The sequence below is a fragment of the Bacillus sp. FSL M7-0791 genome (genome assembly GCF_038627085.1).
Classification (GTDB): domain Bacteria; phylum Bacillota; class Bacilli; order Bacillales; family Bacillaceae; genus Bacillus; species Bacillus safensis.
Map to the genome: position 1 here is coordinate 2138363 of NZ_CP152022.1, position 25932 is coordinate 2164294.

The following is a 25932-nucleotide window of genomic DNA, read 5'->3' on the forward strand; positions in this document are numbered from 1 at the left end:
AGTGAGGTACTTCTCGTGAATACAGAAACTAACAACCCTAAAGCAGTCATTGTCATTTTTGGCGCAACAGGAGACCTTGCCAAACGCAAGCTCTACCCTTCTATACATAGACTTTATCATAGCGGAAAGCTAGGTGATCAATTCGCTGTTGTCGGAGTTGGACGCCGTCCATGGTCTCATGAGGACCTCAGAGCTGTGGTAAAGGAATCTGTTTCTTCTGATGATGCAGAAGCGAAAACAGAAGAATTCATTTCACATTTCTATTATCACGATTTTGACGTATCAAGCCCTGCTTCCTATCAAGCGCTTAACACGCTTCTAACAGGTCTTGAAGATACGTACAGTATTCCAAATAACCGCATGTTCTATTTAGCTATGGCACCGGAATTCTTCGGAACGATTGCGAAGTTCCTAAAGAGTGAGGGCGTATCAGAAACAACCGGCTGGTCACGACTTGTCATTGAAAAGCCATTTGGGCATGATCTGCCAAGTGCCAAAACATTAAATGAAGAAATTCGTGATGCATTCACAGAAGATCAAATTTATCGTATTGACCACTACCTTGGTAAACAAATGGTTCAAAACATTGAGGTCATCCGCTTTGCGAATGCTATCTTTGAACCGCTTTGGACAAACCGCTATATCTCAAACATTCAAATTACATCCAGTGAATCCTTAGGGGTTGAAGACCGGGCTCGATATTACGAAAATTCTGGTGCACTAAGAGATATGGTCCAAAACCATATGCTTCAAATGGTTGCCCTTTTAGCAATGGAGCCGCCAATTAAACTCAATACAGAGGAAATCCGCAGCGAAAAACGGAAAGTATTGCGCGCTCTTCGTCCTTTTTCTAAAGATGAGGTCGATCAATTCTTTGTCCGCGGACAGTATGATACTGGTACGATTGATGGCAGCGAGGTTCCTTCTTATCTGAAAGAGCAAAATGTTGACCCGAACTCAAACACAGAAACATTTGTGGCAGGGAAACTGCTGATTGATAACTTTAGATGGGCCGGGGTGCCATTTTACATTCGGACAGGAAAACGGTTAGAAAAGAAATCTACTCAAATCGTAGTTCAATTTAAAGACATTCCAATGAACCTATACTATGGAAACGGAAATGCCATGCATCCAAACTTACTCGTCATTCATATTCAGCCAGATGAAGGCATCACCCTTCACCTGAATGCTCGCAAGCTCGATGGCGGCACGTATGCGAAACCGATTAAGCTTGACTACCAAACAAACTATAACGACATCATGAATACACCAGAAGCATATGAAAAGCTGATTCATGACTGCTTGCTAGGCGATGCAACAAACTTTGCTCACTGGGACGAGGTGGCACTTTCTTGGAACTTCGTTGATCCGATTTCTGAGAAATGGGCAGAAAGCAAAACATTAAAACCAAACTATCCTGCTGGTTCTATGGGACCGAAAGAAGCTGATGAGCTTCTAGAAAAAGATGGATACCATTGGTGGAATATATAAAATCAAATGAAAAAAGAGCAGTCTCCCTTGGGGGTTCTGCTCTTTTTTTAACGTCCTGTTTTCGTGATTTCAACCGTTGAAAAGTCAAATTTATCATAGCGATGATGGCTAAATGAGTATTCAAACGGCTGCCCTGCGTTTAAATAAGCAACCTGCTCGACTTCAAGCACAGGATCTGTTGGGTCACACCCTAAATACTGCTGATCCAGCTGATCTGATTTAGCCGCCCTAATTTTCTTGTGCGCACCTGCTATTTTTAAATGAAGCTCATTTGAAATGTAGCCATAGATAGAACCCAGTAGAACTTCTTCATCTATGCCCTTAATGAGATTGACAGGCATAAACGTTTTTTCTAATACGTAAGGCTCTTCATCCACAAGACGGAGCCGGATGATATCATAAACAGGTGTGGTTGAGTCAATAGATAGATGGGCTGCCACCTCTTCGCTTGGAAAATGGACATCAAAATGAATGATTTGAGTCGTGACGTTTTTATCCGCCATGACCTTTGTGAACCCTTTATTTTCATGGCCTGATACATTGATTGCCCCTTGATTGAGCGCTGCCTTTACAATAAATGTACCGTGGCCTCTTTTTCTAAAGAGCAGACCTTCTGCAACGAGAAGATCAAGCGCACGTTTCATTGTCATTCTGCTGCATTGAAATTCGGCGGCAAGCGAGTTTTCATCTGGAATGGGTTGATCTTCTGGATAATAGGCTGTTCCTATTCGTTTTCTGATTTCTTCTGAAATGAGTTCGTACTTCTTCATCTCACACCACCAACTGACTTGTTTTTTCATAGCGCTTTATTCTAGAAGGAAATATGGCGTTTTTTAGCCTTCCTCTCATTTTACACTAAGGGATGTGAGCTTAAAAGGTGCCAGCCATTTTTGTTTCATCCACTTACCATCACATAAGAAAAATACTTGCTCTTTTCAAGGAAAGAGCAAGTATTTGGATTAAAAACCGTTATTCTTTGAAACGGATTGAAACCAGTATCCGCTTTTCTTAATCGTTCGTTTCCCGTCTTTTTGAAGATCAACTGAGACAAATCCATAACGATTTTTATATGCATTCGACCAGGACCAGTTGTCCATAAAGGTCCATAGATGATAGCCTTTCACATTGCTTCCTTCTTGAATGGCTTGATGCACCCATTTGAGATGCTCAGAAATAAAGTCAATGCGGTAATCGTCATGAATCATTCCTTCTTCATCCTTAAACCGCTCTTCTCCTTCGACGCCCATTCCATTTTCAGAAATAAAGCATTCAATATTATCATAGTCTGTTTGGACTTTTTTCAATATGTCGTAAATGCCCTTTTCATAGATTTCCCAGCCTCGGTACACATTCATTTTTCTTCCCGGCATCTCAAAAGAATCAAAATAATGGTTCGGCATAAATGGTGCTTGAGGATGCGGCATATGCTCTTTCGCTTTCACTCTTCTTGGCTGATAATAGTTGATGCCAAGAAGATCAATCGTATTCTCTCGAATGAGCTCAAGGTCCCCTTCTTCCATACTTGGCATAAAGCCTTCTTTCTTTAAGACTTCTACTAGCTTTTCCGGGAAATGCCCCTTCACCGCAGGATCTAAGAAGGAACGGTTAAAGAAAGCATCGGCCATCTCTGCTGCTTCTACATCGCGCGGATGCTGGCTTCGCGGGTACGAAGGAGTCAGGTTTAGGATGATGCCAATCTTACCGCCTTGCTGCAGCTTTTTATAAGCCGCAATCGCCTTCGCATTTGATAAAAGTTCATGAAAACCGACCTGTACAGCCTTTTGGAAATCAACTTCGTTTGGATAATGAAAGCTATACATATATCCGCCTTCTACAGGAACAATCGGTTCGTTATGGGTAAACCATTTTTTCACCCGGTCGCCAAATAATTGGAAGCATAATGTTGCATAGCTCACATAGTCGTCAACCACCTGTCTGTTCACCCAGCCGCCTTTCTCCTGCAGTGCCATTGGCATATCGAAATGGTATAGGTTCACAAACGGCTCGATATCATGTGCAATCAGTTCATTGATCACATCATTATAAAAAGACACCGCTTCTTCATTCACAGCACCTGTTCCTTCTGGTAAAAGGCGTGACCATGAAATCGACAGCCGAAATGAATTGTGGCCAATTTCTTTCATGAGACGGATATCCTCTTTATATTTTCGATAAAATTGAGATGTCACGTCTGGTCCTACGCCATCAAAAAAACGAGTTGGCTCTTGTTCAAACCAATGATCCCAAATGTTCGGTCCCTTTCCATCGCCAGGGACGCTGCCTTCTGTTTGCGTCGCAGAAGCAGAAGATCCCCACCAGAAACCTTCTGGAAATGTATATGATTGCTTATTAGTTTCCATCGACATGTATTGAGTCTCCTTCACCTTTGATGTTTGCTGCCTTCGTTTTTTCTGTTGTCGTTATTTTTTCATTTTTCACATTCATACGGTCAATAAATTTCAGGAACGGGAACCAAATGACAAACACAATCATCAGGTTAAACAACTGAAGCAGTCCGCCCGCTAGTGAATTTGTTGCCATCATTCCGCTAATAAAGATCGGCACTGTCCATGGGATATTCACGCCTGTCGGCGGCGGTACAATCCCTGATGCCATCGCAAAATAAGTAATACATGTAATGACCATTGGCGCCAAAATCCACGGAATGAGAATAAGCGGATTCATGACAATCGGTAAACCGAAGATAATCGGTTCATTGACGTTAAATAATCCTGGTCCTAAGCCTAGCTTGGCTACTTGTTTTAATTGCTTACTTTTCAGGAAAATTAAAATCGTAAACACAACAGCAAGCGTCATACCGGTTCCACCCATTCCAACCGTATAGATTTCAATAAACTGCTTGCTGATGATATTAGGAACCTCACCTGTTTTTGTGTAGCTCTCTAGGTTTTGAATGGACAATGTATTCCAAATCGGATCCATGACAGAGTTGATAATAATTTGGCCATGAAGCCCAAAGAACCAAAGAATTTGTATAAAGAAAACAGCGATCAACGTCGGAATAATACCGCTTCCAAGACCGACAAGCGGCGCCTGAATGGCATGATAAATCAAATCATGCATATTTGTTTTGAAGCCTTGTGTAATGATGATATTAATGAGCAAAAAGGTTGTAAGTGTCAAAGTAGCCGGGATCAGTGCAGCAAAAGACTTGGAAACAGCTGGCGGAACCCCTTGCGGCATATTGATCACAAATTTCTTTTGGACAAAATAACGATAAATTTCAGCAGACAAAAAGCCTGTGATCATTCCTAGGAACATCCCCTTTGCACCTAAACGATCAACTGGGATAACGCCTGCAATCGTTGCACCGCCTTCTTGTTCTAGTAAAAACGGAGTTAGAAGCAAGAAAGAGGCTAAAGCAATCACGCCGCCAAAGACAGCTTCTACATCATAGCTTTTTGATAAATAGTAGCCAATCCCAAATACAACAAACACACTCATAATGCTGATGGTCGCACTCGGTGCGATATTCAGTGCAGACTGGACGCCCTCCAGTACGGTTTTACTCATGATTTTATCTAAAAATGGCAAATTCATCAGCACAACCATAATGGAACCAAAGATGGTGAGCGGGAACGCAAGCATAAAGGCATCACGTAATACGCCTAAATAGCGGTTGTTGTTCAATCTCCCAGCAATCGGAACCAAAATGGCACTTATTTTATCAAACATTGGTTTCCCCCCTTGTTTACACCCTTTATTGTTTCAGCGATTGGAATATCGGCAGAAGCTCTCCCACAAGCTCCTTGATGGTAATGGTCGACATTAAATGATCTTCAGCGTGCATGAGCAATAAGGAAAAGGATGTTGTTTCTCCGCCTGCCTCTTTCTGCACGAGTTGAAAATGGATGTCATGTGCAAGCCGTAAATCTTCTTCCGCTTCTTTCATATGACTAAAAGCTTCTTCTTCTAGACCTTCTCGATATTGTTTCAGAGCCTGAAGCAATTTGCTGCGTGCATTCCCGCTGTGTAAGATCAATTGAAAGCTCACTTGTTCCTCCGTGAGCCCTTCCAGTGTTTTCTTTTCCATCCTTTAAGATTCCCCCATCAATGTAAGTGCCTGTTCATATGCTTTTTGTCCATCGGCAAGCCCGTATGCCTGCATATCAATGACTTCTACCTCAATCCCGTATTTTGTTGCTTCTTTTTGGAGGTCTCCTTTTAAAAAGCTCATTTGCGGTCCGATTAACACAACATCTGCATTCGCCATTTCTTTTTTTGCTTGATCTTGACCAACTGCCCAAATTTCTGCTTCGTCCCCAATTGAATCGGCATGTGCTTTCATCTTTGTCACTAGTAAACTCGTAGACATTCCCGAACTGCATGCTAATAAAATACGTTTCATTTCTCTCACCCCATTGTTGTAATAAAAGCGCTTCCAATTAATATTATATATTTTTATTTTTAAATGTCTAGACATTTAATTTCATTTGTCTGTATTTAATATAAAAAAGAGCGTACAATACGCTCTTTTTCTTAATTATCTTATCCTTTTCCTGCCTGGAACCCAGGATACTTTGTCATGCCGCCGTCTACATATAACGTCAGGCCTGTGACATAGCTCGCCTCTTTTGATGCCAGCCAGACAGCGCATGCTGCCACTTCTTCCGGCTTTCCAATATAACCGATTGGAATCAGCTCAATTACGCCTTTTTTCAAGGCTGGATCATCGAATTTCTCCGCATTAATCGGGGTATCAATAGCGCCTGGTGCAATGCTGTTTACACGGATTTTTTTAGGGGCATATTCAAGCGCCAATGTTTCTGTCAAAAGCTTGGCGCCTCCTTTACTGGCTGCATAATGCACGAAATGAGGCCAAGGAATTTGCTGATGAACCGACGACATATTAATGATCGAGCCTTCTATCCCATGATCTGTCATATACTTCAGTGCATCACGGCACCCTAGAAACATGCCTGTTAAATTGGTAGACATTACTTTGTTCCAATTATCCAGCGTCATTTCTGTAGAGGGTACTTCATTTTCTATGCCTGCGTTATTGATCATCACATCAAGACTGCCGAATGTATCAACGGCTTTATCAATCATCGCCTGCATATCCTCTTCCTTAGATACGTCTCCCTTGATTTTCACAGCCTGTCCGCCATGTTTTTGAATTTCTGCAATGGTATCATCCGGATTTTCTTTATCAGAGAAGTAATTAATCACCACATTGGCTTTTTCTTGTCCAAATCGGCGGGCCATCGCTTGACCAATCCCTGTACCTGCACCTGTAATCAGAACTGTTTTTCCTTCTAAATCTGGATACATTCGTGTAACCTCCTATTTTGTAAAGCCTAGCAGCACACCGCCTGCAATAATCATCAAGCAGCCTGCAATGACAAAGCTTGTTCTAGATGCTTTCTCTTTTAATAAATAAATGCCGCCTAGTGTTGAGATGACAATCCCTGTTTGTGACATCGAAAAGCTGACGGCTATGCCGATTAATGGAATGGCCAAAAGCAGACCAAGATTTCCTGTTGACCAAACAAGACCGGCAATGATATTTCTAAACGTATATTTACTAAATGGGTCCTGTTTTAAACTAATTGCTAAGGATGAAAGCAGCATACCGACAGATTGCGGGACAAGTGCAGACCAGCCATCAATATCAAACCATCTTAAAATGACGACATATCCGACGTAGCCAACGGTTGAGATGAGCAGAATAATGATCCCTTTTTTAAAATTGCCTCTGCCATTCTCGCCGCCATTCTTTTTTTGACCGAGCGATGTCATGACAACACCTGCAATGATCAGTAAAATGGCGCAGGAACCAATGAGTATGACCGTCATTGTCTGCCATTCTTTGAAGACCATGACGCCAAATAGCGTCGTGCTCACAAGCTGCATGCCCGTTGATAAAGGAACCGCTTTAGACACACCGAGAAAAGCAACACTTGAAAGCTGATTCATTTGTCCAATACTCCAGAAGATGCCTGAAATGACGGAAACCGCAAAAATAAGCGGTGTCAGCTCTGGCATTTTAATGAAAAAGGCAGCAATCGAAAATAAAAACGCGCCGAGCGTAATGCCAAGGGTTTGCTGATACGCATTCCCGCCTAGTTTGACACTGATGAGAACAATACTTCCCCAAAATATCGCTGGGAGAAGAGCATATAAGATGCCCACTTCTATCCCTACTTTCTTGTCTTTTTTACATAGCATCCCTCTTTTTCACATTTTTAGCCGAAAAGATGCAAACAAAAAAACCTTACCAAAGGTAAGGTTTTTCAGTCGTTCTCTATTTATTTCATCCATTCAGTATGGAATACGCCTTCTTTATCTGTACGCTCATACGTATGTGCACCGAAATAGTCACGCTGTGCTTGAATTAAATTCGCTGGAAGGACAGCTGTGCGATAGCTATCAAAGTAAGCAAGTGCACTTGAGAATGAAGGAACAGGCACTCCTTGTTCCACTGCAAGTGAAATGACTTTACGAAGTGATGATTGATAGTTTTGAGCAATATCCTTAAAGTATGGATCAAGCAATAGGTTTTTCAGTTCAGGATTACGGTCATATGCTTCTTTAATTTGTTGTAAGAAGGCTGCACGAATGATACATCCGCCGCGGAAGATCATCGCGATTTCACCGTATTTCAAATCCCAGTTATATTCATCAGACGCTGCTTTCATTTGCGCAAAGCCTTGTGCGTAAGAGCAGATTTTACTCATGAATAGGGCTTTTCTAACTGCTTCGATCAGCTCTTGTTTATTCTCAGCTGATTGCGCTGGCTCTGGACCTTCGATCAATTGACTTGCTTCCACACGCTCATCTTTCATTGCTGAAATGTAGCGCGCAAAAACAGACTCAGTAATGATTGGAAGCGGGACACCTAGATCAAGTGAGCTTTTGCTTGTCCATTTTCCAGTTCCTTTTTGACCAGCTTTATCTAAGATCACATCCACAAGCGGCTGGTTTGTTTCCTCATCCACTTTTGTGAAAATGTCAGCTGTAATTTCAATTAAATAGCTGTCAAGCTCGCCTTTATTCCACTCTGAGAATACTTCATGAAGCTCCCCTGCTGATAATCCAGCAACATGCTTCAAGATAAAGTATGATTCAGAGATCAATTGCATATCTCCGTACTCGATACCGTTATGAACCATTTTGACATAATGTCCTGCTCCATCTGGGCCGATATACGTTGTACAAGGCTCGCCATCTACTTTCGCAGAGATCGCTTCTAAAATTGGTTTTACTAGCTCATGCGCTTCTTTTTGACCGCCTGGCATAATGGAAGGACCTTTTAGCGCGCCTTCTTCACCGCCGGAAACACCTGTACCAATGAAGTGAATACCACTTTCTGCAAGCTCTTGGTTACGTCTTTGTGTATCCTTGTAATATGTATTTCCACCATCAATTAAAATGTCACCTTTCTCTAGGTGAGGAAGTAATGATTGAATGGTTGCATCTGTTGCTGCACCAGCTTTTACCATTAAAAGAATTTTACGCGGTGTTTCAAGCGACTGAACAAATTCTTCGATGCTGTATGTGCCAACAACGTTTTTTCCTTCTGCTTCTTGAAGAAACTCTTCTGTTTTGCTGCTAGATCTGTTATAAACGGATACGGAGAAACCGCGGCTTTCAATATTGAGGGCAAGGTTTTTCCCCATAACGGCTAGTCCAACCACACCGATTTGTTGTTTTGACATAATTCTGACGTCCCTTCTAACACACTATATTGATTACTGCTGAAATGATGTACCCTTTGAAATTACCACAACATCACCTCTTTTATCAAGTTTTCAGGCTAGTCATTTCCTCTTTCGTCCTGAAAAAAATCTTTATTAAAACTTGTCCCGCTTGTTTTGCTCTCTTTTTCCTTAATGGTGATCCCTCTTTGCACCAATGACTTTCCATATTTTTCTTTCAGTCCATCTAAAATGGTTTGGAGAGGCTCTTCTTTTGCATCTTCTGTATATGAAAATAAATCAAGCTGTTTAACAGCTGCTTTTCGTTCGACAAGGTCTGTCCCCGTCACACCTAAGAGCCTCACTGGCTGGTCATTCCAATGTTTAAGGAATAACTGCTTTGCCGCTTCAAATATGTCTTCCTTTCGATCCGTTGGATTTGTGAGCATGACACTTCGCGTGATATTTTTCCAGCTTGCATACCGAATCATGATGAGCAGCCGGTTCGCCATCACTTCTTTTCTCCTTAACCTTGCACTCACAGATTGTGACAGCTTATCAATTAACGTGACAAGTTCATCTGAATCATCCGAATCATGAGGAAGAGTAGATGAATTGCCGACGGATTTAAATTCGTATATTCTTTCTGGGTCTACGATGCCGTCATGTTCACCATTCGCCTTTTGCTTTAATCTCGGTCCATTAATGCCAAGCAATTCTTTTAGCGTATACTCATTCGCTTTCGCTAAATCTTCAATGGTATGAATTCCGATTTTTTTTAATTTCTCTGCCGTTTTTTGTCCAACCCCGTGCATATCACCAGCAGGGAGCGGCCAGAGCATGTTCGGAACATCTCGTTTACGCAATATGGTGATGCCCATTGGCTTTTTCCAATTTGACGCCATTTTCGCTAAAAATTTATTCGGTGCAATGCCGATACTTGAAGGAAGCATCAGCTCCTCTACAAGCCTTGTTTGAATATCATGAGCCGTTTTTACCGCATGCTCGGCATATGGCGTATGTGTTAAATCAATATAGCCCTCATCAATCGATACAGGTTCGACTAAATCACTGTATTCTCTTAGTATTGTAAACATCTCTTGTGAGGAGCTGCGGTACCGGTCAAAGTTCGGTGTGCGGACAATGAGTCCCGGACATAACCGCTTCGCCTCCCACAAGGGCATCGGGGGCTTCACACCTAGTGCTCTTGCCTCGTAGCTGCACGTCACAACAATCCCTTTACGCTCTTTTGCATTTCCGCTGATGGCTAATGGTTTCCCTCGCAAAGAAGGATCATACGCCATTTCTACATTGGCATAAAAAGCATTCATGTCTATATGAAAAATAATATTTGACATTGGCATAACCCCATTTTCTTGTCTACCTAAATTTTGATCAGCTATTTTTGATTATACATTGATTTATTTCATCTTTCCTCAAAAAAACCTTCTCAAAAAAAGAGAAGGTTTCACGTTCATTTACACTTTTTCTTCAAGTATACCATGTTGATATTGAATGTCCTCATATGTGAATACTTCATTTTTTTGATGATGTAAATGTTTTACAACCGGAGTGGGCTGCTGATGAAAATTCATACTCAAACTTTGATTGGAGTAGTGTCCAGCCGGATCAATATAATACTTGTAATCAATGACTCTTTCTACATCAATTTCAGCGTAAGCAATTCCTTCCGTTTCAGCAGGAACCATATCACTGATCGGTTCCCCGTCCGGCCCGTAAATGCACGTATGCCCGCTCTTAAATGTTTCAAAGTAATCTCTTTGCTCCTGCGTTAAACAAATCATTTCTTTCATTTCTTCCGTATATATAGATGATGTCATCAGCACAAATGTCTGTGTCGCGATGGCATAATATCTGCTTGAAATTTCATCGTCAAAATAACCTGGCCAAGAGGCTACATGTACTTGCTCATTTTGAGCATTCATCGCCATAAGATCAAGCGGGACTTGATGCTCCCAGCACATCAATCCGCCAAGGTTTCCAATGTCAGTATGAAAGACTGGCATCATACTTCCACTTCCATCCCCCCAAATGAGTCTTTCTGCTACAGAAGCTCTCATTTTCCGGTGTTTTCCTATTAAATCCCCATTTGGATTAAACCAAAGCTGAGCTAAATAGAGGGAGCCGCCATCTTTTTCACTGCATGATATACAAACGTACGTTTCATTTCTTTTTGCTGCCTCACTGATTTTTTGAATGGCTAAGCTAGGGATTTCAACTGCATTTTTATATAATTCATGATAGAACTTTCTCGTATATTCTGGATGACCAATAAAAGCAAACCAAGGATAACCAGGTAAAAAAGCTTCTGGGAATGCCACAAGCTTTGCACCATTTGAAGCTGCCTCGTCGATCAGTTCACATGATTTCTCAACGGTTGCTTCCAAATTTAAGTAGACAGGTGCTGCTTGTACCGCCGCTGCTCGAAACTTTGGGTAAATACTTGTCATATTCAAAACCTCCATTTCTTTTATCCCCCTCATTATAGGATAGGAAATATGAAGTTTGGATGACATTTACTATTTTATACAAAATAAGGAATTTTATTTAATAGAGAAAACACGTGGTTGTGTTAGACATTTAACCATGTGTATAGTACACTGTGAGTAATGAAATGGATGTGATAATCATGATTATTGATACATTCAATGAAGTCTTTTTCCTTGTTGAATTCTTTACGATTATTCTTCCAGCGCTGACGGCCATCGGCATTGCGTTTTTACTAAAAGACTGCCGTATGAACGAACACCTTGGTGGACATCGTTTGGAAGAGTTGGACGCATCTTGCTTGAATCGAACAGACTTTCTGTTTATCATATACGATCGCATTACAACTTGGATTAGTAAAGTCATTCGAATGAAAAGATCATCAAATGATGATGAAGACCATTCGCTTCCTCTCACTAATTAAATTTTTTAATCATGAGGAGGAAACGAATTGAAACGTTTATTGACTGTTTTTACGACTTTTTGTTTGATGATGATTGCGTCACCTGCATTTGCAGCGAGTGCGCAAACGAATACGAGCTCTGATGGGTTTTTCCATCATTATTTTGTTCAGCCTTTTTCTGAGCTGATCATTTGGCTTGCGAACTTTTTCCATGATGATTATGGTTTATCCATTATGTTTGTCACCTTGATTGTCCGCCTGCTGATTTTCCCGCTTTTTGCGAACCAATTTAAGAAGCAACGAGTCATGCAGGAAAAAATGGCACTGGTGAAACCTCAGATTGACCAAATACAAAGCAAACTGAAGAAAACAAAAGATCCTGAAAAACAAAAAGAACTGCAAATGGAAATGATGAAAGTATATAAAGAGAACAATGTGAACCCGCTGGCAATGGGCTGTCTGCCTATGCTGATTCAAATTCCAATTGTTCTTGGCTTTTACTCGGCGATCCGCTCAACACCTGAGATCGCAACTCATACGTTCTTATGGTTTAACTTGGGACAAACCGATTTATTGGTGGCAGTCTTTGCAGGGGCTATGTATTTCTTGCAATTTTATGTCACACAAAAATATGCGAAGCAATCGGGCACCCAGACAGAGGCTGCGCTGAAGCAAGCGAAAGTAATGGGCATGATTTTCCCAATCATGATGCTGTTTCTTTCAATCAATGCACCCGCTGCTCTTCCTTTATACTGGATGACAAGCGGACTATTACTCACGATTCAAACGATTATTTTAAATGTCATGTACCAAAAATCAAAAACGAAAGCTGCGGCTAACGAACAAGCCAAACCAGCTGCTGAATAAAAATAAACCCCTTATCTTTAGATAAGGGGTTTTTCATTATGCCAATTCTTCTTTCAACCGGTCTGGCAATTGATCAAGGTCCTCAATTTTCCCAAGGAACTTATTTGGGTCCACTTGTAAAATCATTTTGTTTTCTCTCTCCACAACGCCGAAGAAATATTCAGAGGCCTTCGTGTTCATATGAAATGGCTTGATCTCGCTTTGCTCGATATCGATGATATCTTTTGCATCTGAGACAAGACAGCCAATCATTTGATCGTTTACTTCAAATAGCAGCACCTTGGACTGCTCGTTCACATCAAGAGGCTTGCCGTGTAGCATCACGCCTGTGTCACTGACAGGAATGACCTCTCCTCTTAATGACATCAGCCCTTTAATTTCTTTTGGAAGGTTCGATACTTCTTGTAAGTAAGGGACCTTCTCAATCGAACGAATATGCTCTACACTGATGCCAAACTCCTCTTGCCCCACCTGAAAAATAATAATCTTTTGCGTGCTCACAGAGTCTCCTGCCTTTACGATGGATTTGTCGTTTCTTCGATAATGGCGAGAACCATTTCAGCTGTTTTGACTAATTCTTCAATCGGCATTTTCTCATTTTTCGTATGAATATCTTCATATCCAACAGCTAGGTTGACAGTTGGGACGCCGTTGCCTGCAATGACGTTTGCATCACTGCCTCCGCCGCTCGTCTGCAGTTCTGAAGGACGGCCAATTTTTGCTGCCGCTTTTTTCGCCACTTCTACGACTTGATCGCCGTGTGAGAATTTGAAGCCTGGATACATGATGTCAATTTGTACATCGGCACTTCCGCCCATTTCTTTAGCGGTTTTTTCAAAGGCTTCTTTCATCTTCGCTACTTGAGCTTCCATTTTTGCTGGTTCTAAAGAGCGTGCTTCCGCCAAAATATCGACTTGATCGCACACAATATTCGTTTGTGTTCCGCCTTCAAAACGGCCGATATTCGCCGTTGTTTCTTCATCAATCCGGCCAAGCGGCATGCTGGCAATTGCTTTTGATGCAATGGTAATCGCAGACACACCTTTTTCTGGCGCGACGCCTGCGTGAGCGGTTTTTCCGTAAATCGTTGCGCGTACTTTTGCCTGTGTTGGTGCAGCTACAATAATCGTGCCAACCTTGCCATCTGAATCAAGGGCATAGCCGTATTTCGCTGTCATCAAATTCGGATCTAACGCTTTTGCTCCAACAAGTCCTGATTCCTCGCCTGCTGTGATCACAAATTCAATTGTTCCATGCGGTAAACTTTTCTCTTTCAGCACGCGGATCGCCTCAAACATAGCAGCAAGTCCTGTTTTATCGTCAGCACCAAGAATCGTTGTTCCATCTGTTTTCACATAGCCGTCCTCAATGACTGGTTTTACGCCATTCCCTGGTACAACTGTATCCATATGAGAAGTGAAATAAATTGTATCTGCCTCTTGATTCCCTTCTAAAGTACAGACAAGATTGCCTGCACCGTGGCCTGTTGCCGCTTTTGAATCGTCTTCAATCACTTTTAGACCAAGCTGCGAGAATTTTTCTTTTAATACTTCAACAATTTTCTCTTCGTGTTTTGTTTCTGAATCAATCTGAACTAATTCTAAAAATTCGTCTAGTAGGCGTTTTTCATTGATCATGATGATGCTCCTCCTCTTATAGCGGCATGTTGCCATGCTTTTTTAACGGTCTATCTTCTTCCTTACTGCGAAGCACATCAAATGAGCGGATCAATCGCTCTCTCGTTTCAGCTGGCATAAAAATATCGTCTATCAGACCTGCCTGAGCCGCTTTCCATACACTTGGTTTGTTTTCAGACTTGCGCGAAGCAGGATGAACGATTTCGTCTGCGAACGTTTTCCCCATGACATCAATTTCGGCTTCTGGCCATGCATAAACAAAGTCAGCGCCTAAGCCCTTGCTATTCATCGCGACATATGCACCGCCAAACGCCTTTCTTAAAATCACAGTGATTTTTGGAACGGTTGCTTCAGCGTACGCATATAAAAGCTTTGCCCCATGGCGGATAATTCCCGCATGCTCGGCTTTTTCTCCTGGTAAAAAACCAGGGACGTCCACAAGGGTTAAGATTGGAATATGAAACGCATCACAAAATCGAATAAACCTGGCCGCTTTATCGGCAGCGTCAAGATCAAGGCTGCCTGCCAGCACCTTTGGCTGATTGGCAACAACACCAATGGAGGCTCCTTGTAATCTGGCAAAACCTGTGACAATATTTTTTGAGAAACAAGGCTGCGTTTCAAAGAATGAGTCTGGATCGGTTATCGCTGTCACCACTTGTTTGACATCATAAGTTCGTGATGGATCCTTTGGCAAGATGCTGCCTGGATCGGCGGTATCATGCTTTCGCGTCCCAGCGCGTGTGACAGCCTGCTGTTTCGTTTGTATGTACGTTAAAAGAGTTCGAACCGCTTCTAACACGTCCTTCTCATCTTTCCCAGTATAGTGCACATTCCCGCTCGTCTGATGCTGAACACTTGCACCGCCAAGACGGTCAGGACAGACCGTTTCTCCTGTTGCCTTTTCTATTACTTTCGGACCAGTTAAAAACATATGAGCTGTTTGCTCTGTCATGAAGACAAAATCAGTCAATGCAGGAGAATAAACTGCACCTCCAGCACATGAACCTAAAATAACAGATATTTGCGGGATTCGACCAGAGTACAGCACATTCCGTTTAAAAATCTGTCCGTATCCTTCTAATGATACCACACCCTCTTGAATTCTCGCACCACCTGAGTCTTTTAGACCGATGACCGGCATCTGATTTTTAGCTGCCAAATCCATTAAAGAGACAATTTTTTTTGCATGCATTTCGCCTAATGAGCCCCCATATACGGTTGCATCTTGTGCATAAACACAGACAGGCTTACCGTGAATGAGTCCCGTTCCAATGACGACGCCGTCACCAACATGCTCTGACAGACCGCCTGTTGCAAATGACTGAATTTCCATCAAGCTGCCCTCGTCAAGAAGTTCATGCAGCCGCTCTCGAACCGTCAGCTTTCCTTTGCTTCTGTGAGCCGCTGCTCGTTTTTCGCCGCCGCCCATTAACGCTTTATTCCGCCATTCAGACAAGTCATTGAACGATTCATTCATCGCAATATTTCTCTCCTTTCAAGGACCCGCACAATTCAAATAACACACCTGACGTTTCTTTAGGTGAAATAAAGGCAATCTGCTTTCCGCTGGCGCCCATCTGTGCTGTTTTTTGGAGAAGCTGCACGCCAAGGTGATCGAGACGGCTAAGATCCGTTTGAATGTCATCTGACTTTAACGCAATATGATGAAGGCCCTCTCCTCTTTTTGTTAAAAAGGTATGTAGTTTACTGCGGGCTGAGATGGGCTCAATTAATTCAATGTGCAGATTATCAAGTGAAGCGAAGGACGCTTTAATCTCCTGCTCAGGAATCTCTTGTATGTCTGAAAAATGCCAGTTAAATAGCTGATGAAGCGTTTGAGATGTTTCTTTAATAGAAAAGACGGCAATGGCAATATGATCGATTTGGTTCATCCGTTCACTTCCTTTGCTGATCACTTGTCGCATATGAAAAAACCAGATAAAATAAAGACAAGTGCGCTTGTCGCAAAAATCTTCGGTTATAGGGGTGCGATATGTCTCAAAAATTCATGAAATTTATGGTATTGCTTATGATTAGCCTGCTGTTAGTTTCTTCACTTTTAGCAGGAGCAGCAGCCTTTTTATAAGGTTTGAATAAAAGCAGACAAGCAGGTGATTCGCGATATCAACGAATGGCCTGTTTGTCTTTGGCAAGTGTTTCAAAGGAAGCACTTGATTTTGTAATCCATACCTTGGTGCCAATTGGAAGCTGATCAAACAAAAGCTCTACATCTTGATTATGAAGTCTCACACAGCCTGCCGTGATAAATTTCCCAATCGATGTTTCGTCACTCGTTCCATGAATTCCGTAGGTTCTGCCATCTGTTCCTCGTGCATCAAATCCAATCCATCTTCGCCCAAGAGGATTATTCTTCGCACCGCCTTCAATATTCTTTCTTCTGTAATAGGGATCTTTCGCTTTGATCATAATCGTAAATTCACCTTCTGGCGTTAAATCCGCTGTTTTTCCTGTTGAAGCAGGATATACTTTTTGGATTTTTCCTTGATCAATGAAGGCAAGTTCATTCGTTTGTTTATTAATAATGACAAACGGGTCACCTGGAAGCGGGTTTTGTCCAAGCGGCCAGATAGGTGAAAGGGACATGGTCAGTACGGTATAAAATAAAAGACGCATAGGCTCCTCCTTTTTCATTAGATTGACCAATGAAGGAGGAACTCATGCGTCTCTATTCTTTCATCCCTTTAAAATAGCTTTTCAGTACTAAATATTGTTCCATTTCACCAAGGAAATGAAAGAGTGCCGCTCTTGCCTCAAATTCTTCTCTTGTTTGCGGGAGCGGAAGTGCTTCGAACTCTTCTTTCATATCAATGAGACGTCTTAAAAACTTATGCGCTGTGTTCCCTGGGTGAATATGTTCGCGTAAGTCTCTAATGTATTCTGCAATGATTTGTCCATGCTCCGTTGTGACAGAAATCGACGTAATTTTGGGCAGCACACGCTCAATGATTTCAAATTGCTTTTGTCTCATGTTGAAATAATGGTAATACAGGTTTTCATGTCTTAATACATGGTTTTCAACATCACGATATGCAAGAGCTTTCGCTTCTTTGATCAATTGATGTGTCTCTGGTATTTCTTTTCCTGTCCAGTCTTGTTTCCCTGTCATTAAGTATTGCTCGATTTCCTCAAAGATTTTAGCAAAGTTGGCTTCAATCTGTTCGCTGTAGCGTTTGAGTTTTTTATCAACACTTGGCATATAGAGGTTCATAATCAGCGCTACCCCAACACCAATGGTAATCAGCAGCAGTTCATTCCAGATGAGATGCAGGGTAATCCCGCCAGACATGTATAAATGGAGAATGATGACTGAACTTGTGACAATCCCTTCTTTAATTCGAAGCAAAACCGTTGTCGGAATAAAGACAAGCAGCATCAAACCGATCACAAAAGGATGATACCCAATCAGATCGAAAAATAAATAAGAAAATAAAATAGCAAGACTGCATGCTGCAAAGCGGGCTCCCGATGCTAAGAGGGATCTTTTCTTTGTCACCTGAATACACAGGATCGTAATAATCCCGGCAGCTGAATAATTTTGCAAGCCAAGCAATTGTGCAATATAAATAGCGATCGCTGTTCCTAATGCTGTTTTCAGCGTTCGGTAGCCGATTTTAAACATGATGTGATTCACTCTTTTCTGTCTTGTTTCCATTCATTTTTGTGAAATGATGAACTTTTTTTACTTTCCCCATTATAATCAAAAAAAGAAGGAGATGTTAAGTCTCCTTCTCTTATTTCTTTATAATATTTTTTGTAAGAAGTCTTGCGCACGCTGTGAAGACGGTGATTCAAAAAATTGCACAGGGTTTGCATCCTCTACAATTTTCCCATCATCCATAAAGATCACGCGGTCAGCCACTTCTTTTGCAAAGCCCATTTCATGTGTGACGATGACGAGTGTCATTCCAGATTGAGCCAGCTCTTTCATGACTTCTAATACTTCCTTGACCATTTCTGGATCTAGAGCAGACGTTGGTTCGTCAAACAGCATAATGTCTGGTGTCATCGCAAGCGCACGCGCAATCGCCACACGCTGCTTTTGACCGCCGGACAAACGGTTAGGGAAATCATCTTTTTTCTCTAAAAGCCCTACCTTTTTGAGCAGGTCTTCAGCTTGCTTGATACTGTCTTCCTTCGATTGATTCTTCACATTCATTGGCGCATACGTGATATTTTCCAGCACGGTTTTATGCGGGAAGAGATGGAAATGCTGAAACACCATTCCGATGTTCTCACGCACTTTTAGTGCATTCGTTTTTGGATTGGTGATTTCGGTGTCCTTAATTGTAATGACACCAGAAGTCGGCTTTTCAAGTAAATTCATGCAGCGGAGGAACGTCGATTTTCCTGAACCAGATGGTCCAATAACCGCAACAACTTCCCCTTCTTTAATGGTGGTGTCGATCCCCTTTAAAACTTCGTTTTTACCAAAAGATTTTGTGAGTTTCTCTATTTTAATCATTTGATTTTAACTTCCTTTCCACCGATTTGCCGACAAAGGTGAGAACAAGCACGATGACATAATAGATAAGACCCGCAAAAATAAGCGGTTCAAGATAATTATACGTGACGGCCCCTGCTTGATAGGCTCGTCTCATGACATCACCCAGTCCGATGACTGTTACAATCGCTGATTCTTTTGTCAGTGTAATCGTTTCATTCACAAGTGCAGGTGAAATATTTTTAAACGCCTGCGGAAGCAATAAGTCCTTCATCATTTTAGCATAAGGGATGCCTAAAGCAACGGCTGCTTCTTTTTGACCTTTATCAATGGCATTAATACCCGCACGAATAATTTCAGATACGTATGCCGCCGAGTTGAGTGAAAAGGCCGCTACAGCAGCCCAGTATTGGTCGATTTGAAACCCAAGAAGCTGAGGCAGACCAAAATAAATAATGAGCAATTGAAGCACAAGCGGTGTGCCTCGGAAAATTGACGTATAAAAATCTGCAAGCCAAATGAGCGGTTTAAACACACTAATTTTACAAAGCGTTAATAAAATTCCTAAGATAAATCCAAGTAAAAGGGATACCACTACTATAGAAAGCGTGACCTTAAGTCCTTCTAGAATAAAGGGCATCTGAGGTATTACATCTTTAAAATCAAACATGACATTCTCCTTTTTTTTGCCTTCATACAAAACAGGAAAAAAGTTCAACATGAGTTGAACTTTTCAGCGCTTTTCTACTTGATTTTCTGGAATGACGCTGATCCTTTTCCTGACTTACTTTTCATCAGCAAACCATTTTTTAATTAATTTATCAAGTTCGCCATTATCTTTCATTTCTTTTAATGATTTATTAAATTTCGCTGTTAAGTCGCTGTTTTTCTTGAATGCAATGGCTGAACCTTCGTTTGAGCTGTTCAATCCAAATGCTTGGAAGTCTTTTTCCTTTTTCAAGTAACCAGCAGCTACTTTATCTTCAATAATTGCTGCATCAAAACGGCCTGCTTTAATCTCTTGAATGATATCAGAAATTTTATTACGGTCTTCAACTGTTAGGTTATATTTCTTTTGCAGTCCATTTGCTTCATCCTGTTGAATAGAACCTAATTGAACGCCGACTGTTTTGTCTTTTAAATCTTTCTCTGCCTTAATACCGCTAGATTTCTTTGATACAACCAAGTTTTTAGCATTGTAATAAACATCAGAGAAATCAACTTGCTTTTTACGTTTTTCTGTAGGTGTCATTCCTGCAAGGACAATATCAGCTTTGTTTGTTTTGAGGGCTGATACAAGGCTAGCAAAGTCCATATCTTGAATTTCTAGCTTGTAGCCGTTCTTTTTCGCTAGTGCTGTTGCAAGATCTACATCAAAACCGACAATTTTATCTCCGTCTTTTGATTCAAATGGCGGATAATCTGCTGATGTTGCCATCACGAGTGTCTTGTCATCTCCTGATGCGTTTGAATTATTAGAAGAAGTTCCGCAAGCTGCGAGTGCAGCTGCAAGACCAGCTGTCATAAGTAATAATAACCACTTTTTCATATGATGATGCCTCCCAGTATTTAAAATCATGTATTGTTTTGAATATTTATTCACTATAATGTATTTTAAACACTTTCTTTTTAAGATGCAATAGTATTTTGCTAAAATTATTTTGATTCTATTGTCTTATAAAACAAAAAGCAGACCGATCTAAAGACCGGACTGCTTTATATTTATTCATTCAAAAGTCATATGTTAGATTTCTTCGCAATGCTCATCAAAAGCGGCTTGTAGTTTTGACACAACTTCCATTGGCTCATGCCCTTCAATTTCATGACGCTCGACCATTTTGATGATTTTTCCATCTTTTAATAAGGCAAAAGATGGTGAAGATGGCGGAAAGCCTTCAAAGTATTCACGGGCTCTTGCCGTTGCCTCTTTGTCCTGTCCAGCAAACACTGTCAGCAATTGATCTGGACGCTTATCGTAATGAACAGAATAGCCGGCAGCTGGTCTTGCAATACCGCCTGCACAGCCGCATACTGAATTCACCATGACAAGTGCCGTTCCTTTTTTAGTCAGTGCTTCGTCTACTTCTTCAGCTGATGTGAGCTCAGTGTAGCCCGCCTGCTTAATTTCTTCTCTCGCTTGTTTCACAATATCATTCATAAATAAATTAAAATCAATATTCATGTCTGTCCACTCCTTTTGCGTACCAAAACCATTTTAACTCCATCATATCAAGGAAAACGCCTGCGGGCAAATGTGTTGTCTTTTCCTTCGCCCCTTTTTCCGCACATCGTTTATGAGCTGTCAAATTGGGGAAAAGTGATGATAAAGAGATGAAAGGGAGAACTGCGTGATGGCACAATTTAAAAAAGCGATGCTCATTTATAATGGAAATGCCGGACAAAAAAACATGGAAAAAACACTCGGTCAAACAGTGCCTCTTCTTTCTCTACATATTGATGAACTCATTTTGAAACCAACAAAGCAGCCAAATGATGCTTATGATTTCTGCCGTCAAATTGATGAGACGGTGGAGTTGCTCATCATATTAGGCGGAGACGGTACCGTGCATGAATGCATGAACGGCATTGGCGGTTTAGAAAAAAGGCCCGCTGTAGCGATATTACCAGGCGGGACATGCAATGATTTTTCTAGAACACTAGGTATTCCTCAACAAATGCAAAAAGCCGCTCAAATGATTGTAGACGGCAAAGAGAAAAAGGTCGACTTAATCAAAGCAGAAGATCGATACGTGTTAAACTTTTGGGGAATTGGGCTGATCGCAGACACGTCCAACAATATTAATGACAAAGAAAAAGCCGTACTTGGCAAAATCAGCTACTTCACAAGTGCGCTGCGCACCCTGCAGCAAACAGATCCTTTTCACGTACGCATTGAGACAGAAGAGGAAAGCTGGGAAGAGGAAGCTGTCATCGTTCTTGTCATGAATGGACATTTTATCGGTACAAATAAAATTGATTTGCCTCATGCAGCCATAGATGATGGAAAAGCAGAAATCTTAATTTGCAGAAATACGAGTTTCTCTGCTTTAAAAGAAATCTTCTCAATGAACCGGGAAGAGCTGGAGGATTTCACCGGCGATCTGTCTCTCATTCAAGCGTCCAGTATTCATATCCACACAAAAGAGGAAATGGATGCTGATACAGATGGTGAGGTTTATATGACGGCCCCCTCTTCTTTAGAAGTGTTAAAACACCATTTGACCTTTATTGTTCCAGCAGAATAAAAAAACGCCCGACATCATTTTGATTCGGGCGTTTTTTTGATATAGCGTCTGTATAAATATTCAAGTGCATATCCGAGAAGCGTTCCGGCGAGAAGTGATATTCCTAAAAAGCTATTGGCTGCTCCTTTAAACCCGCCGACAATCAGCAGACAGTACACGATTTGAATGATTGAAACGATCGATATGATAAGCAGTAATCGTTCAGGATGATTGCGTGATTTAGAAATGTACCGCAGAAAAGCGAACGCAATCGCTGTGATAAACATGAGACCAATCGTGAGAAAAGCAAAAAAATCTAGTCCAGACATATCATCGCTCCTTTCTCCTAGATGTGGAAATCCCCCTCTCATGCCAGGAGGGGGAAAATGATTGTTTTAATAAACAGATGTCTGCTCGTCGATGCCTTCAAGGATTTGTTTAATTCGTTGAAGGAATCTGCCGCATACAAGACCATCTAGTACTCTGTGATCTAATGAGAGACAAAGATTGACCATGTCTCTTGCCGCAATCATTCCGTTTACGATCATTGGACGCTTCACGATCGATTCTACTTGTAAAATCGCCGCTTGCGGATAATTAATGATTCCCATTGATTGTACCGAACCAAATGATCCCGTGTTGTTGACAGTGAAGGTACCGCCTTCCATATCACTTTGCTTGAGCGTTCCTTGTCTCACCTTAGACGCCAGCTCATGAATTTCTTTGGCAATGCCCTTAATGGTCTTTTCATCCGCATCCTTAATGACTGGAACAAATAGAGCGTCATCTGTAGCGACAGCAATCGAAACATTGATTGCTTTCTTCTGCACAATTTTATCTCCGGCCCACATGCTGTTCATTTCAGGGAATTCCTTTAAGGCCTGAGCCACTGCTTTGACAAAGAACGCAAAGAACGTCAAATTAAAGCCTTCTTTTGCTTTAAACTGATCCTTCAGCTGATTTCTTCTTGTCACAAGATTTGTCACATCAACTTCCATCATCGTCCATGCATGCGGAATTTCATGTTTGCTTCTCAGCATATTGGCCGCGATTGCCTGGCGGATCGGCGTGACTGGCAGCTCAACATCACCAGGCATAGAAGGGACGGCAGGTGCCGCTTTTGCTTTAGATGGCTGCACAGGCTCCGGTTGAACGGCTCGTTCATTGACAGGTGCTGTCTTCTCTTTGACGCCGCCGTTTTCAATGAGCTGCAGCAAATCTTTTCTAGTGATTCGGCCGCCTGCTCCTGTACCTTGAACAGCCGCTAAATCAATGCCATGCTCATCTGCTAAACGAAGAACGGCTGGAGAATAACGTTTCTTTTGACTTTGATTCTCATTTGTTTGATCTGCTTCAGGCACTTCGCTTTGCTCAGGTGCTGCTTCTTCTTTCACACTCTGCTGCTCGCTTCCTTCGACATCTATTTCACAGAACACTTCTCCTACTTGCAGCGTTTCGCCTTCCTCAGCCGATAGCTTTGTAATCGTTCCTGTAAAAGATGACGGGACTTCTGCGTTCACTTTATCCGTCATGACTTCCGCAATCGGATCGTATTTATTCACATGATCGCCAGGTGAAACGAGCCATTTGCTAATGGTTCCTTCTGTTACACTTTCACCCAGCTGAGGCATTTTCATTTGTTCAATTGCCACTTTGAAACCCTCCTCTTTCTTAAAACGCCGCTAGCTCTCTCATTTCAGCTTCTACCTTATCCGGGTTGACCATGAAGAATTTCTCCATTGTCGGCGCATAAGGCATTGCCGGAATATCTGGTCCTGCCAGGCGTTTGATTGGTGCGTCTAAATCAAATAAGCAATGCTCCGAAATGATTGCCGCAACCTCACTCATGATGCTGCCTTCTTTTGTATCTTCCGTTAACAGAAGCACTTTCCCTGTTTTAGAAGCCGCTTCTATAATCGCTTCCTGATCAAGCGGATACACTGTTCTCAAATCGAGAATATGAGCGGATATGCCGTCTTTTGCAAGGCGGTCTGCTGCTTGCAGCGCAAAATGGACACAAAGGCCATATGTAATGACCGTGATATCATCGCCTTCACGCTTCACATCTGCTTTTCCAATCGGAAGAGTGTAATCCTCTTCAGGCACTTCTCCTTTAATCAGGCGGTATGCACGTTTATGTTCAAAGAACAATACAGGATCTGGATCACGCACTGCAGCCTTTAAAAGTCCTTTGACATCATAAGGTGTAGAAGGCATCACAATCTTCAAACCAGGCTGGTTAGCAAAAATAGCTTCGACCGATTGTGAATGATAAAGTGCCCCGTGTACTCCACCCCCGTAAGGTGCGCGGATGACCATTGGACAGCTCCAATCATTATTTGAACGGTATCTAATTTTTGCAGCCTCTGAAATGATTTGGTTGATTGCAGGCATAATGAAATCCGCAAATTGCATTTCTGCAATTGGGCGCATTCCATACATCGCTGCCCCAATACCTACACCCGCAATGGCTGATTCTGCAAGAGGTGTATCCATGACGCGCGCTTCTCCAAATTGCTCGTAAAGACCCGCTGTCGCTTTAAATACGCCGCCTTTTTTCCCGACATCCTCTCCGAGCACAAACACTTTCGGATCTCGCTCCATTTCTTCTTTCATCGCCAGTGTAATGGCGTCTATATATGACATAACAGGCATTTTTCTTCCCCCTTACTCCGCATACACGTAACGAAGTGCGCTTTCTGCATCAGCATAAGCTGCGTTTTCCGCTTCATCAGTAGCTTCGTTTACGATTTGCATAATTTCTTTTGTCATCTCTTCTTTCATTTCAGAAGTCATGACCTTTCCTTCGATTAAATACGTTTCATATTGGATGAGCGGATCTTTCTTTCTTGCTTCGAGCACTTCTTCTTTTTCTCGATAGCTTGAATCATCGTCATCACTTGAATGCGCAGTTAAACGGTAAGAGATTGTTTCAATCAATGTCGGGCCTTCGCCTCTAGCCGCACGGTCTCTCGCCTCTTTGACAGCGGCATATACTTCAAGCGGATCATTTCCATCTACAGTGACGCCAGGCATCCCATATCCAATCGCACGATCTGAAATGCGTTCACAGGCTACTTGTTTATCATATGGCACGGAAATCGCATACTTATTGTTTTCACACATGAAAATAACAGGCAGTTTATGCACAGCAGCAAAGTTAGCACCTTCATGGAAATCACCTTGGTTTGATGAGCCTTCACCGAACGTGACAAAGCTGACAAAGTTTTTCTGCTCTAATCGTCCAGCAAGGGCAATTCCCACCGCGTGTGGAACCTGCGTTGTGACAGGTGACGACCCAGTCACAATTCGATTTGCTCTTTGCCCAAAATGCCCTGGCATTTGTCTTCCGCCTGAGTTTGGATCGTCTTGTTTTGCGAAACCAGACATCATTAAATCTTTTGCTGTCATCCCAAAAGCAAGGACAACCCCCATATCACGATAGTAAGGTAAGACGTAATCTTCTTCTCTATTAAGAGCAAATGCAGCGCCGACTTGCTGCGCTTCCTGCCCTTGACAAGAAATGACGAATGGAATTTTCCCGGAACGGTTTAAAAGCCACATCCGTTCATCGATTTTTCTTGCTAGAAGCATTGTTCTGTATATATCAATTGCTTGTTCATCTGATAATCCTAATTCCTGATGACGCATGTTACTCATCATGTTTCCCTCCTTG

Annotated in this window: 29 protein-coding genes; 5 read left to right on the forward strand and 24 right to left on the reverse strand. The window is 41.9% G+C overall.

Annotated elements, in window-relative coordinates; translation table 11 throughout:
- The first annotated feature begins 15 nt into the window (after positions 1–15).
- On the forward strand, positions 16–1491 hold the full coding sequence (zwf, locus tag MHI08_RS10895; protein ID WP_024422901.1) for a glucose-6-phosphate dehydrogenase: 1476 nt from the start codon (positions 16–18) through the stop codon (positions 1489–1491).
- Between the two features lie 47 nt (positions 1492–1538).
- Here zwf and MHI08_RS10900 read toward each other — a convergent pair whose 3' ends face one another.
- From MHI08_RS10900 to MHI08_RS10945, 10 genes are all read right to left on the reverse strand, one after another.
- Positions 1539–2261 carry a GntR family transcriptional regulator gene (locus tag MHI08_RS10900; protein WP_024428032.1) on the reverse strand — a complete coding sequence of 241 codons (723 nt, stop codon included), beginning with the start codon at positions 2259–2261 and terminating at the stop codon, positions 1539–1541.
- Positions 2262–2450: 189 nt separating this feature from the next.
- Positions 2451–3857, reverse strand: a complete 1407-nt coding sequence (locus tag MHI08_RS10905; protein ID WP_029706057.1) for a glycoside hydrolase family 1 protein — start codon at positions 3855–3857, stop codon at positions 2451–2453.
- Positions 3841–5187, reverse strand: a complete 1347-nt coding sequence (gene celB, locus MHI08_RS10910; RefSeq protein WP_034622356.1) for a PTS cellobiose transporter subunit IIC — start codon at positions 5185–5187, stop codon at positions 3841–3843. Before celB ends, MHI08_RS10905 begins: the two co-directional genes overlap by 17 nt.
- A gap of 25 nt (positions 5188–5212) precedes the next feature.
- Positions 5213–5545, reverse strand: a complete 333-nt coding sequence (locus tag MHI08_RS10915; RefSeq protein WP_024422904.1) for a PTS lactose/cellobiose transporter subunit IIA — start codon at positions 5543–5545, stop codon at positions 5213–5215.
- 3 nt (positions 5546–5548) lie between these two features.
- Positions 5549–5860: a PTS sugar transporter subunit IIB gene (locus tag MHI08_RS10920; RefSeq protein WP_024422905.1), complete on the reverse strand. Its 312-nt coding sequence runs from the start codon at positions 5858–5860 to the stop codon at positions 5549–5551.
- A gap of 140 nt (positions 5861–6000) precedes the next feature.
- Entirely contained in the window at positions 6001–6786 is a 786-nt protein-coding gene (locus MHI08_RS10925; RefSeq protein WP_034622353.1) for an SDR family oxidoreductase, read from the reverse strand.
- Positions 6787–6798: 12 nt separating this feature from the next.
- Positions 6799–7647, reverse strand: coding sequence for a GRP family sugar transporter (locus MHI08_RS10930; protein ID WP_342500195.1), 849 nt, complete (start codon positions 7645–7647; stop codon positions 6799–6801).
- Between the two features lie 116 nt (positions 7648–7763).
- Complete coding sequence (gene gndA, locus MHI08_RS10935) at positions 7764–9173, reverse strand: NADP-dependent phosphogluconate dehydrogenase (RefSeq protein ID WP_024428028.1); 1410 nt, start codon at positions 9171–9173, stop codon at positions 7764–7766.
- A 98-nt stretch (positions 9174–9271) separates the two neighbouring features.
- Complete coding sequence (locus tag MHI08_RS10940; protein ID WP_024422908.1) at positions 9272–10516, reverse strand: DNA polymerase IV; 1245 nt, start codon at positions 10514–10516, stop codon at positions 9272–9274.
- Positions 10517–10630: 114 nt separating this feature from the next.
- Positions 10631–11623 carry a carbon-nitrogen hydrolase family protein gene (locus MHI08_RS10945; RefSeq protein ID WP_103131968.1) on the reverse strand — a complete coding sequence of 331 codons (993 nt, stop codon included), beginning with the start codon at positions 11621–11623 and terminating at the stop codon, positions 10631–10633.
- A gap of 179 nt (positions 11624–11802) precedes the next feature.
- Here MHI08_RS10945 and MHI08_RS10950 point away from each other — a divergent pair, with 179 nt between their 5' ends.
- Positions 11803–12084, forward strand: coding sequence for a hypothetical protein (locus tag MHI08_RS10950; protein WP_024422910.1), 282 nt, complete (start codon positions 11803–11805; stop codon positions 12082–12084).
- 66 nt (positions 12085–12150) lie between these two features.
- On the forward strand, positions 12151–12930 hold the full coding sequence (locus MHI08_RS10955; protein WP_046312291.1) for a membrane protein insertase YidC: 780 nt from the start codon (positions 12151–12153) through the stop codon (positions 12928–12930).
- A 36-nt stretch (positions 12931–12966) separates the two neighbouring features.
- Here MHI08_RS10955 and MHI08_RS10960 read toward each other — a convergent pair whose 3' ends face one another.
- Genes MHI08_RS10960 through mce form a run of 4 tightly spaced genes read right to left on the reverse strand, consistent with a single transcriptional unit; the run spans position 12967 to position 16462 of the window.
- On the reverse strand, positions 12967–13431 hold the full coding sequence (locus MHI08_RS10960; RefSeq protein WP_024422912.1) for a chemotaxis protein CheW: 465 nt from the start codon (positions 13429–13431) through the stop codon (positions 12967–12969).
- A 14-nt stretch (positions 13432–13445) separates the two neighbouring features.
- Positions 13446–14567 (reverse strand): M20/M25/M40 family metallo-hydrolase, encoded by a 1122-nt coding sequence (locus MHI08_RS10965; RefSeq protein ID WP_056767275.1) that lies wholly within the window; start codon positions 14565–14567, stop codon positions 13446–13448.
- 16 nt (positions 14568–14583) lie between these two features.
- Positions 14584–16047 (reverse strand): acyl-CoA carboxylase subunit beta, encoded by a 1464-nt coding sequence (locus MHI08_RS10970; RefSeq protein WP_342499624.1) that lies wholly within the window; start codon positions 16045–16047, stop codon positions 14584–14586.
- Positions 16040–16462, reverse strand: a complete 423-nt coding sequence (gene mce, locus MHI08_RS10975) for a methylmalonyl-CoA epimerase (protein WP_041106807.1) — start codon at positions 16460–16462, stop codon at positions 16040–16042. Before mce ends, MHI08_RS10970 begins: the two co-directional genes overlap by 8 nt.
- Before the next feature lie 101 nt (positions 16463–16563).
- Here mce and prli42 point away from each other — a divergent pair, with 101 nt between their 5' ends.
- Complete coding sequence (gene prli42, locus MHI08_RS10980) at positions 16564–16656, forward strand: stressosome-associated protein Prli42 (protein ID WP_149126490.1); 93 nt, start codon at positions 16564–16566, stop codon at positions 16654–16656.
- Positions 16657–16694: 38 nt separating this feature from the next.
- Here prli42 and MHI08_RS10985 read toward each other — a convergent pair whose 3' ends face one another.
- The 6 genes from MHI08_RS10985 to MHI08_RS11010 form a co-directional block, all read right to left on the reverse strand.
- The gene (locus MHI08_RS10985) at positions 16695–17204 is read right to left on the reverse strand and encodes a L,D-transpeptidase (RefSeq protein ID WP_041106809.1); all 510 of its coding nucleotides are present in this window, start codon (positions 17202–17204) and stop codon (positions 16695–16697) included.
- A 52-nt stretch (positions 17205–17256) separates the two neighbouring features.
- Positions 17257–18210: an aromatic acid exporter family protein gene (locus tag MHI08_RS10990; RefSeq protein ID WP_075623462.1), complete on the reverse strand. Its 954-nt coding sequence runs from the start codon at positions 18208–18210 to the stop codon at positions 17257–17259.
- Between the two features lie 120 nt (positions 18211–18330).
- Positions 18331–19053 carry an amino acid ABC transporter ATP-binding protein gene (locus tag MHI08_RS10995; protein ID WP_041106813.1) on the reverse strand — a complete coding sequence of 241 codons (723 nt, stop codon included), beginning with the start codon at positions 19051–19053 and terminating at the stop codon, positions 18331–18333.
- Complete coding sequence (locus MHI08_RS11000; RefSeq protein ID WP_024422919.1) at positions 19046–19702, reverse strand: amino acid ABC transporter permease; 657 nt, start codon at positions 19700–19702, stop codon at positions 19046–19048. The genes MHI08_RS10995 and MHI08_RS11000 overlap by 8 nt, the downstream gene beginning before the upstream one ends.
- 114 nt (positions 19703–19816) lie before the next feature.
- Positions 19817–20581, reverse strand: a complete 765-nt coding sequence (locus MHI08_RS11005; RefSeq protein ID WP_024422920.1) for a transporter substrate-binding domain-containing protein — start codon at positions 20579–20581, stop codon at positions 19817–19819.
- Between the two features lie 195 nt (positions 20582–20776).
- Entirely contained in the window at positions 20777–21214 is a 438-nt protein-coding gene (locus MHI08_RS11010; protein WP_024428021.1) for a BrxA/BrxB family bacilliredoxin, read from the reverse strand.
- Positions 21215–21383: 169 nt separating this feature from the next.
- Between MHI08_RS11010 and MHI08_RS11015 the strand changes: the two genes are divergently transcribed.
- Positions 21384–22277 carry a YegS/Rv2252/BmrU family lipid kinase gene (locus tag MHI08_RS11015; protein WP_034280279.1) on the forward strand — a complete coding sequence of 298 codons (894 nt, stop codon included), beginning with the start codon at positions 21384–21386 and terminating at the stop codon, positions 22275–22277.
- A gap of 14 nt (positions 22278–22291) precedes the next feature.
- Here MHI08_RS11015 and MHI08_RS11020 read toward each other — a convergent pair whose 3' ends face one another.
- The 4 genes from MHI08_RS11020 to MHI08_RS11035 all read right to left on the reverse strand — a co-directional run bounded on the left by MHI08_RS11020 (position 22292) and on the right by MHI08_RS11035 (position 25916).
- Positions 22292–22585 (reverse strand): YesK-like family protein, encoded by a 294-nt coding sequence (locus MHI08_RS11020; protein WP_024428019.1) that lies wholly within the window; start codon positions 22583–22585, stop codon positions 22292–22294.
- 66 nt (positions 22586–22651) lie between these two features.
- On the reverse strand, positions 22652–23908 hold the full coding sequence (locus MHI08_RS11025; RefSeq protein WP_087975825.1) for a dihydrolipoamide acetyltransferase family protein: 1257 nt from the start codon (positions 23906–23908) through the stop codon (positions 22652–22654).
- Between the two features lie 19 nt (positions 23909–23927).
- Positions 23928–24911: an alpha-ketoacid dehydrogenase subunit beta gene (locus MHI08_RS11030; RefSeq protein WP_024422925.1), complete on the reverse strand. Its 984-nt coding sequence runs from the start codon at positions 24909–24911 to the stop codon at positions 23928–23930.
- Positions 24912–24923: 12 nt separating this feature from the next.
- Positions 24924–25916 carry a thiamine pyrophosphate-dependent dehydrogenase E1 component subunit alpha gene (locus MHI08_RS11035; RefSeq protein WP_087975824.1) on the reverse strand — a complete coding sequence of 331 codons (993 nt, stop codon included), beginning with the start codon at positions 25914–25916 and terminating at the stop codon, positions 24924–24926.
- Positions 25917–25932: the final 16 nt, after the last annotated feature.

Bases quoted from the DNA above. Each gene is read 5' to 3' on its own strand.
- MHI08_RS10950 (WP_024422910.1), top strand. From the start codon at position 11,803: ATGATTATTGATACATTCAATGAAGTCTTTTTCCTTGTTGAATTCTTT.
- MHI08_RS10990 (WP_075623462.1), bottom strand. From the start codon at position 18,210: ATGTTTAAAATCGGCTACCGAACGCTGAAAACAGCATTAGGAACAGCG.
- MHI08_RS10945 (WP_103131968.1), bottom strand. From the start codon at position 11,623: ATGACAAGTATTTACCCAAAGTTTCGAGCAGCGGCGGTACAAGCAGCA.
- MHI08_RS10965 (WP_056767275.1), bottom strand. From the start codon at position 14,567: ATGATCAATGAAAAACGCCTACTAGACGAATTTTTAGAATTAGTTCAG.
- MHI08_RS11015 (WP_034280279.1), top strand. From the start codon at position 21,384: ATGGCACAATTTAAAAAAGCGATGCTCATTTATAATGGAAATGCCGGA.
- MHI08_RS11035 (WP_087975824.1), bottom strand. From the start codon at position 25,916: ATGAGTAACATGCGTCATCAGGAATTAGGATTATCAGATGAACAAGCA.
- MHI08_RS10940 (WP_024422908.1), bottom strand. From the start codon at position 10,516: ATGCCAATGTCAAATATTATTTTTCATATAGACATGAATGCTTTTTAT.
- MHI08_RS10920 (WP_024422905.1), bottom strand. From the start codon at position 5,860: ATGAAACGTATTTTATTAGCATGCAGTTCGGGAATGTCTACGAGTTTA.
- MHI08_RS10900 (WP_024428032.1), bottom strand. From the start codon at position 2,261: ATGAAGAAGTACGAACTCATTTCAGAAGAAATCAGAAAACGAATAGGA.
- MHI08_RS10970 (WP_342499624.1), bottom strand. From the start codon at position 16,047: ATGAATGAATCGTTCAATGACTTGTCTGAATGGCGGAATAAAGCGTTA.
- MHI08_RS11005 (WP_024422920.1), bottom strand. From the start codon at position 20,581: ATGAAAAAGTGGTTATTATTACTTATGACAGCTGGTCTTGCAGCTGCA.
- MHI08_RS10925 (WP_034622353.1), bottom strand. From the start codon at position 6,786: ATGTATCCAGATTTAGAAGGAAAAACAGTTCTGATTACAGGTGCAGGT.
- MHI08_RS10905 (WP_029706057.1), bottom strand. From the start codon at position 3,857: ATGTCGATGGAAACTAATAAGCAATCATATACATTTCCAGAAGGTTTC.
- MHI08_RS10985 (WP_041106809.1), bottom strand. From the start codon at position 17,204: ATGCGTCTTTTATTTTATACCGTACTGACCATGTCCCTTTCACCTATC.
- MHI08_RS11020 (WP_024428019.1), bottom strand. From the start codon at position 22,585: ATGTCTGGACTAGATTTTTTTGCTTTTCTCACGATTGGTCTCATGTTT.
- MHI08_RS10915 (WP_024422904.1), bottom strand. From the start codon at position 5,545: ATGGAAAAGAAAACACTGGAAGGGCTCACGGAGGAACAAGTGAGCTTT.
- MHI08_RS10995 (WP_041106813.1), bottom strand. From the start codon at position 19,053: ATGATTAAAATAGAGAAACTCACAAAATCTTTTGGTAAAAACGAAGTT.
- MHI08_RS11030 (WP_024422925.1), bottom strand. From the start codon at position 24,911: ATGCCTGTTATGTCATATATAGACGCCATTACACTGGCGATGAAAGAA.
- mce (WP_041106807.1), bottom strand. From the start codon at position 16,462: ATGAACCAAATCGATCATATTGCCATTGCCGTCTTTTCTATTAAAGAA.
- MHI08_RS10955 (WP_046312291.1), top strand. From the start codon at position 12,151: ATGATGATTGCGTCACCTGCATTTGCAGCGAGTGCGCAAACGAATACG.
- gndA (WP_024428028.1), bottom strand. From the start codon at position 9,173: ATGTCAAAACAACAAATCGGTGTGGTTGGACTAGCCGTTATGGGGAAA.
- MHI08_RS11010 (WP_024428021.1), bottom strand. From the start codon at position 21,214: ATGAATATTGATTTTAATTTATTTATGAATGATATTGTGAAACAAGCG.
- MHI08_RS11000 (WP_024422919.1), bottom strand. From the start codon at position 19,702: ATGTTTGATTTTAAAGATGTAATACCTCAGATGCCCTTTATTCTAGAA.
- prli42 (WP_149126490.1), top strand. From the start codon at position 16,564: ATGTCTCAAAAATTCATGAAATTTATGGTATTGCTTATGATTAGCCTG.
- celB (WP_034622356.1), bottom strand. From the start codon at position 5,187: ATGTTTGATAAAATAAGTGCCATTTTGGTTCCGATTGCTGGGAGATTG.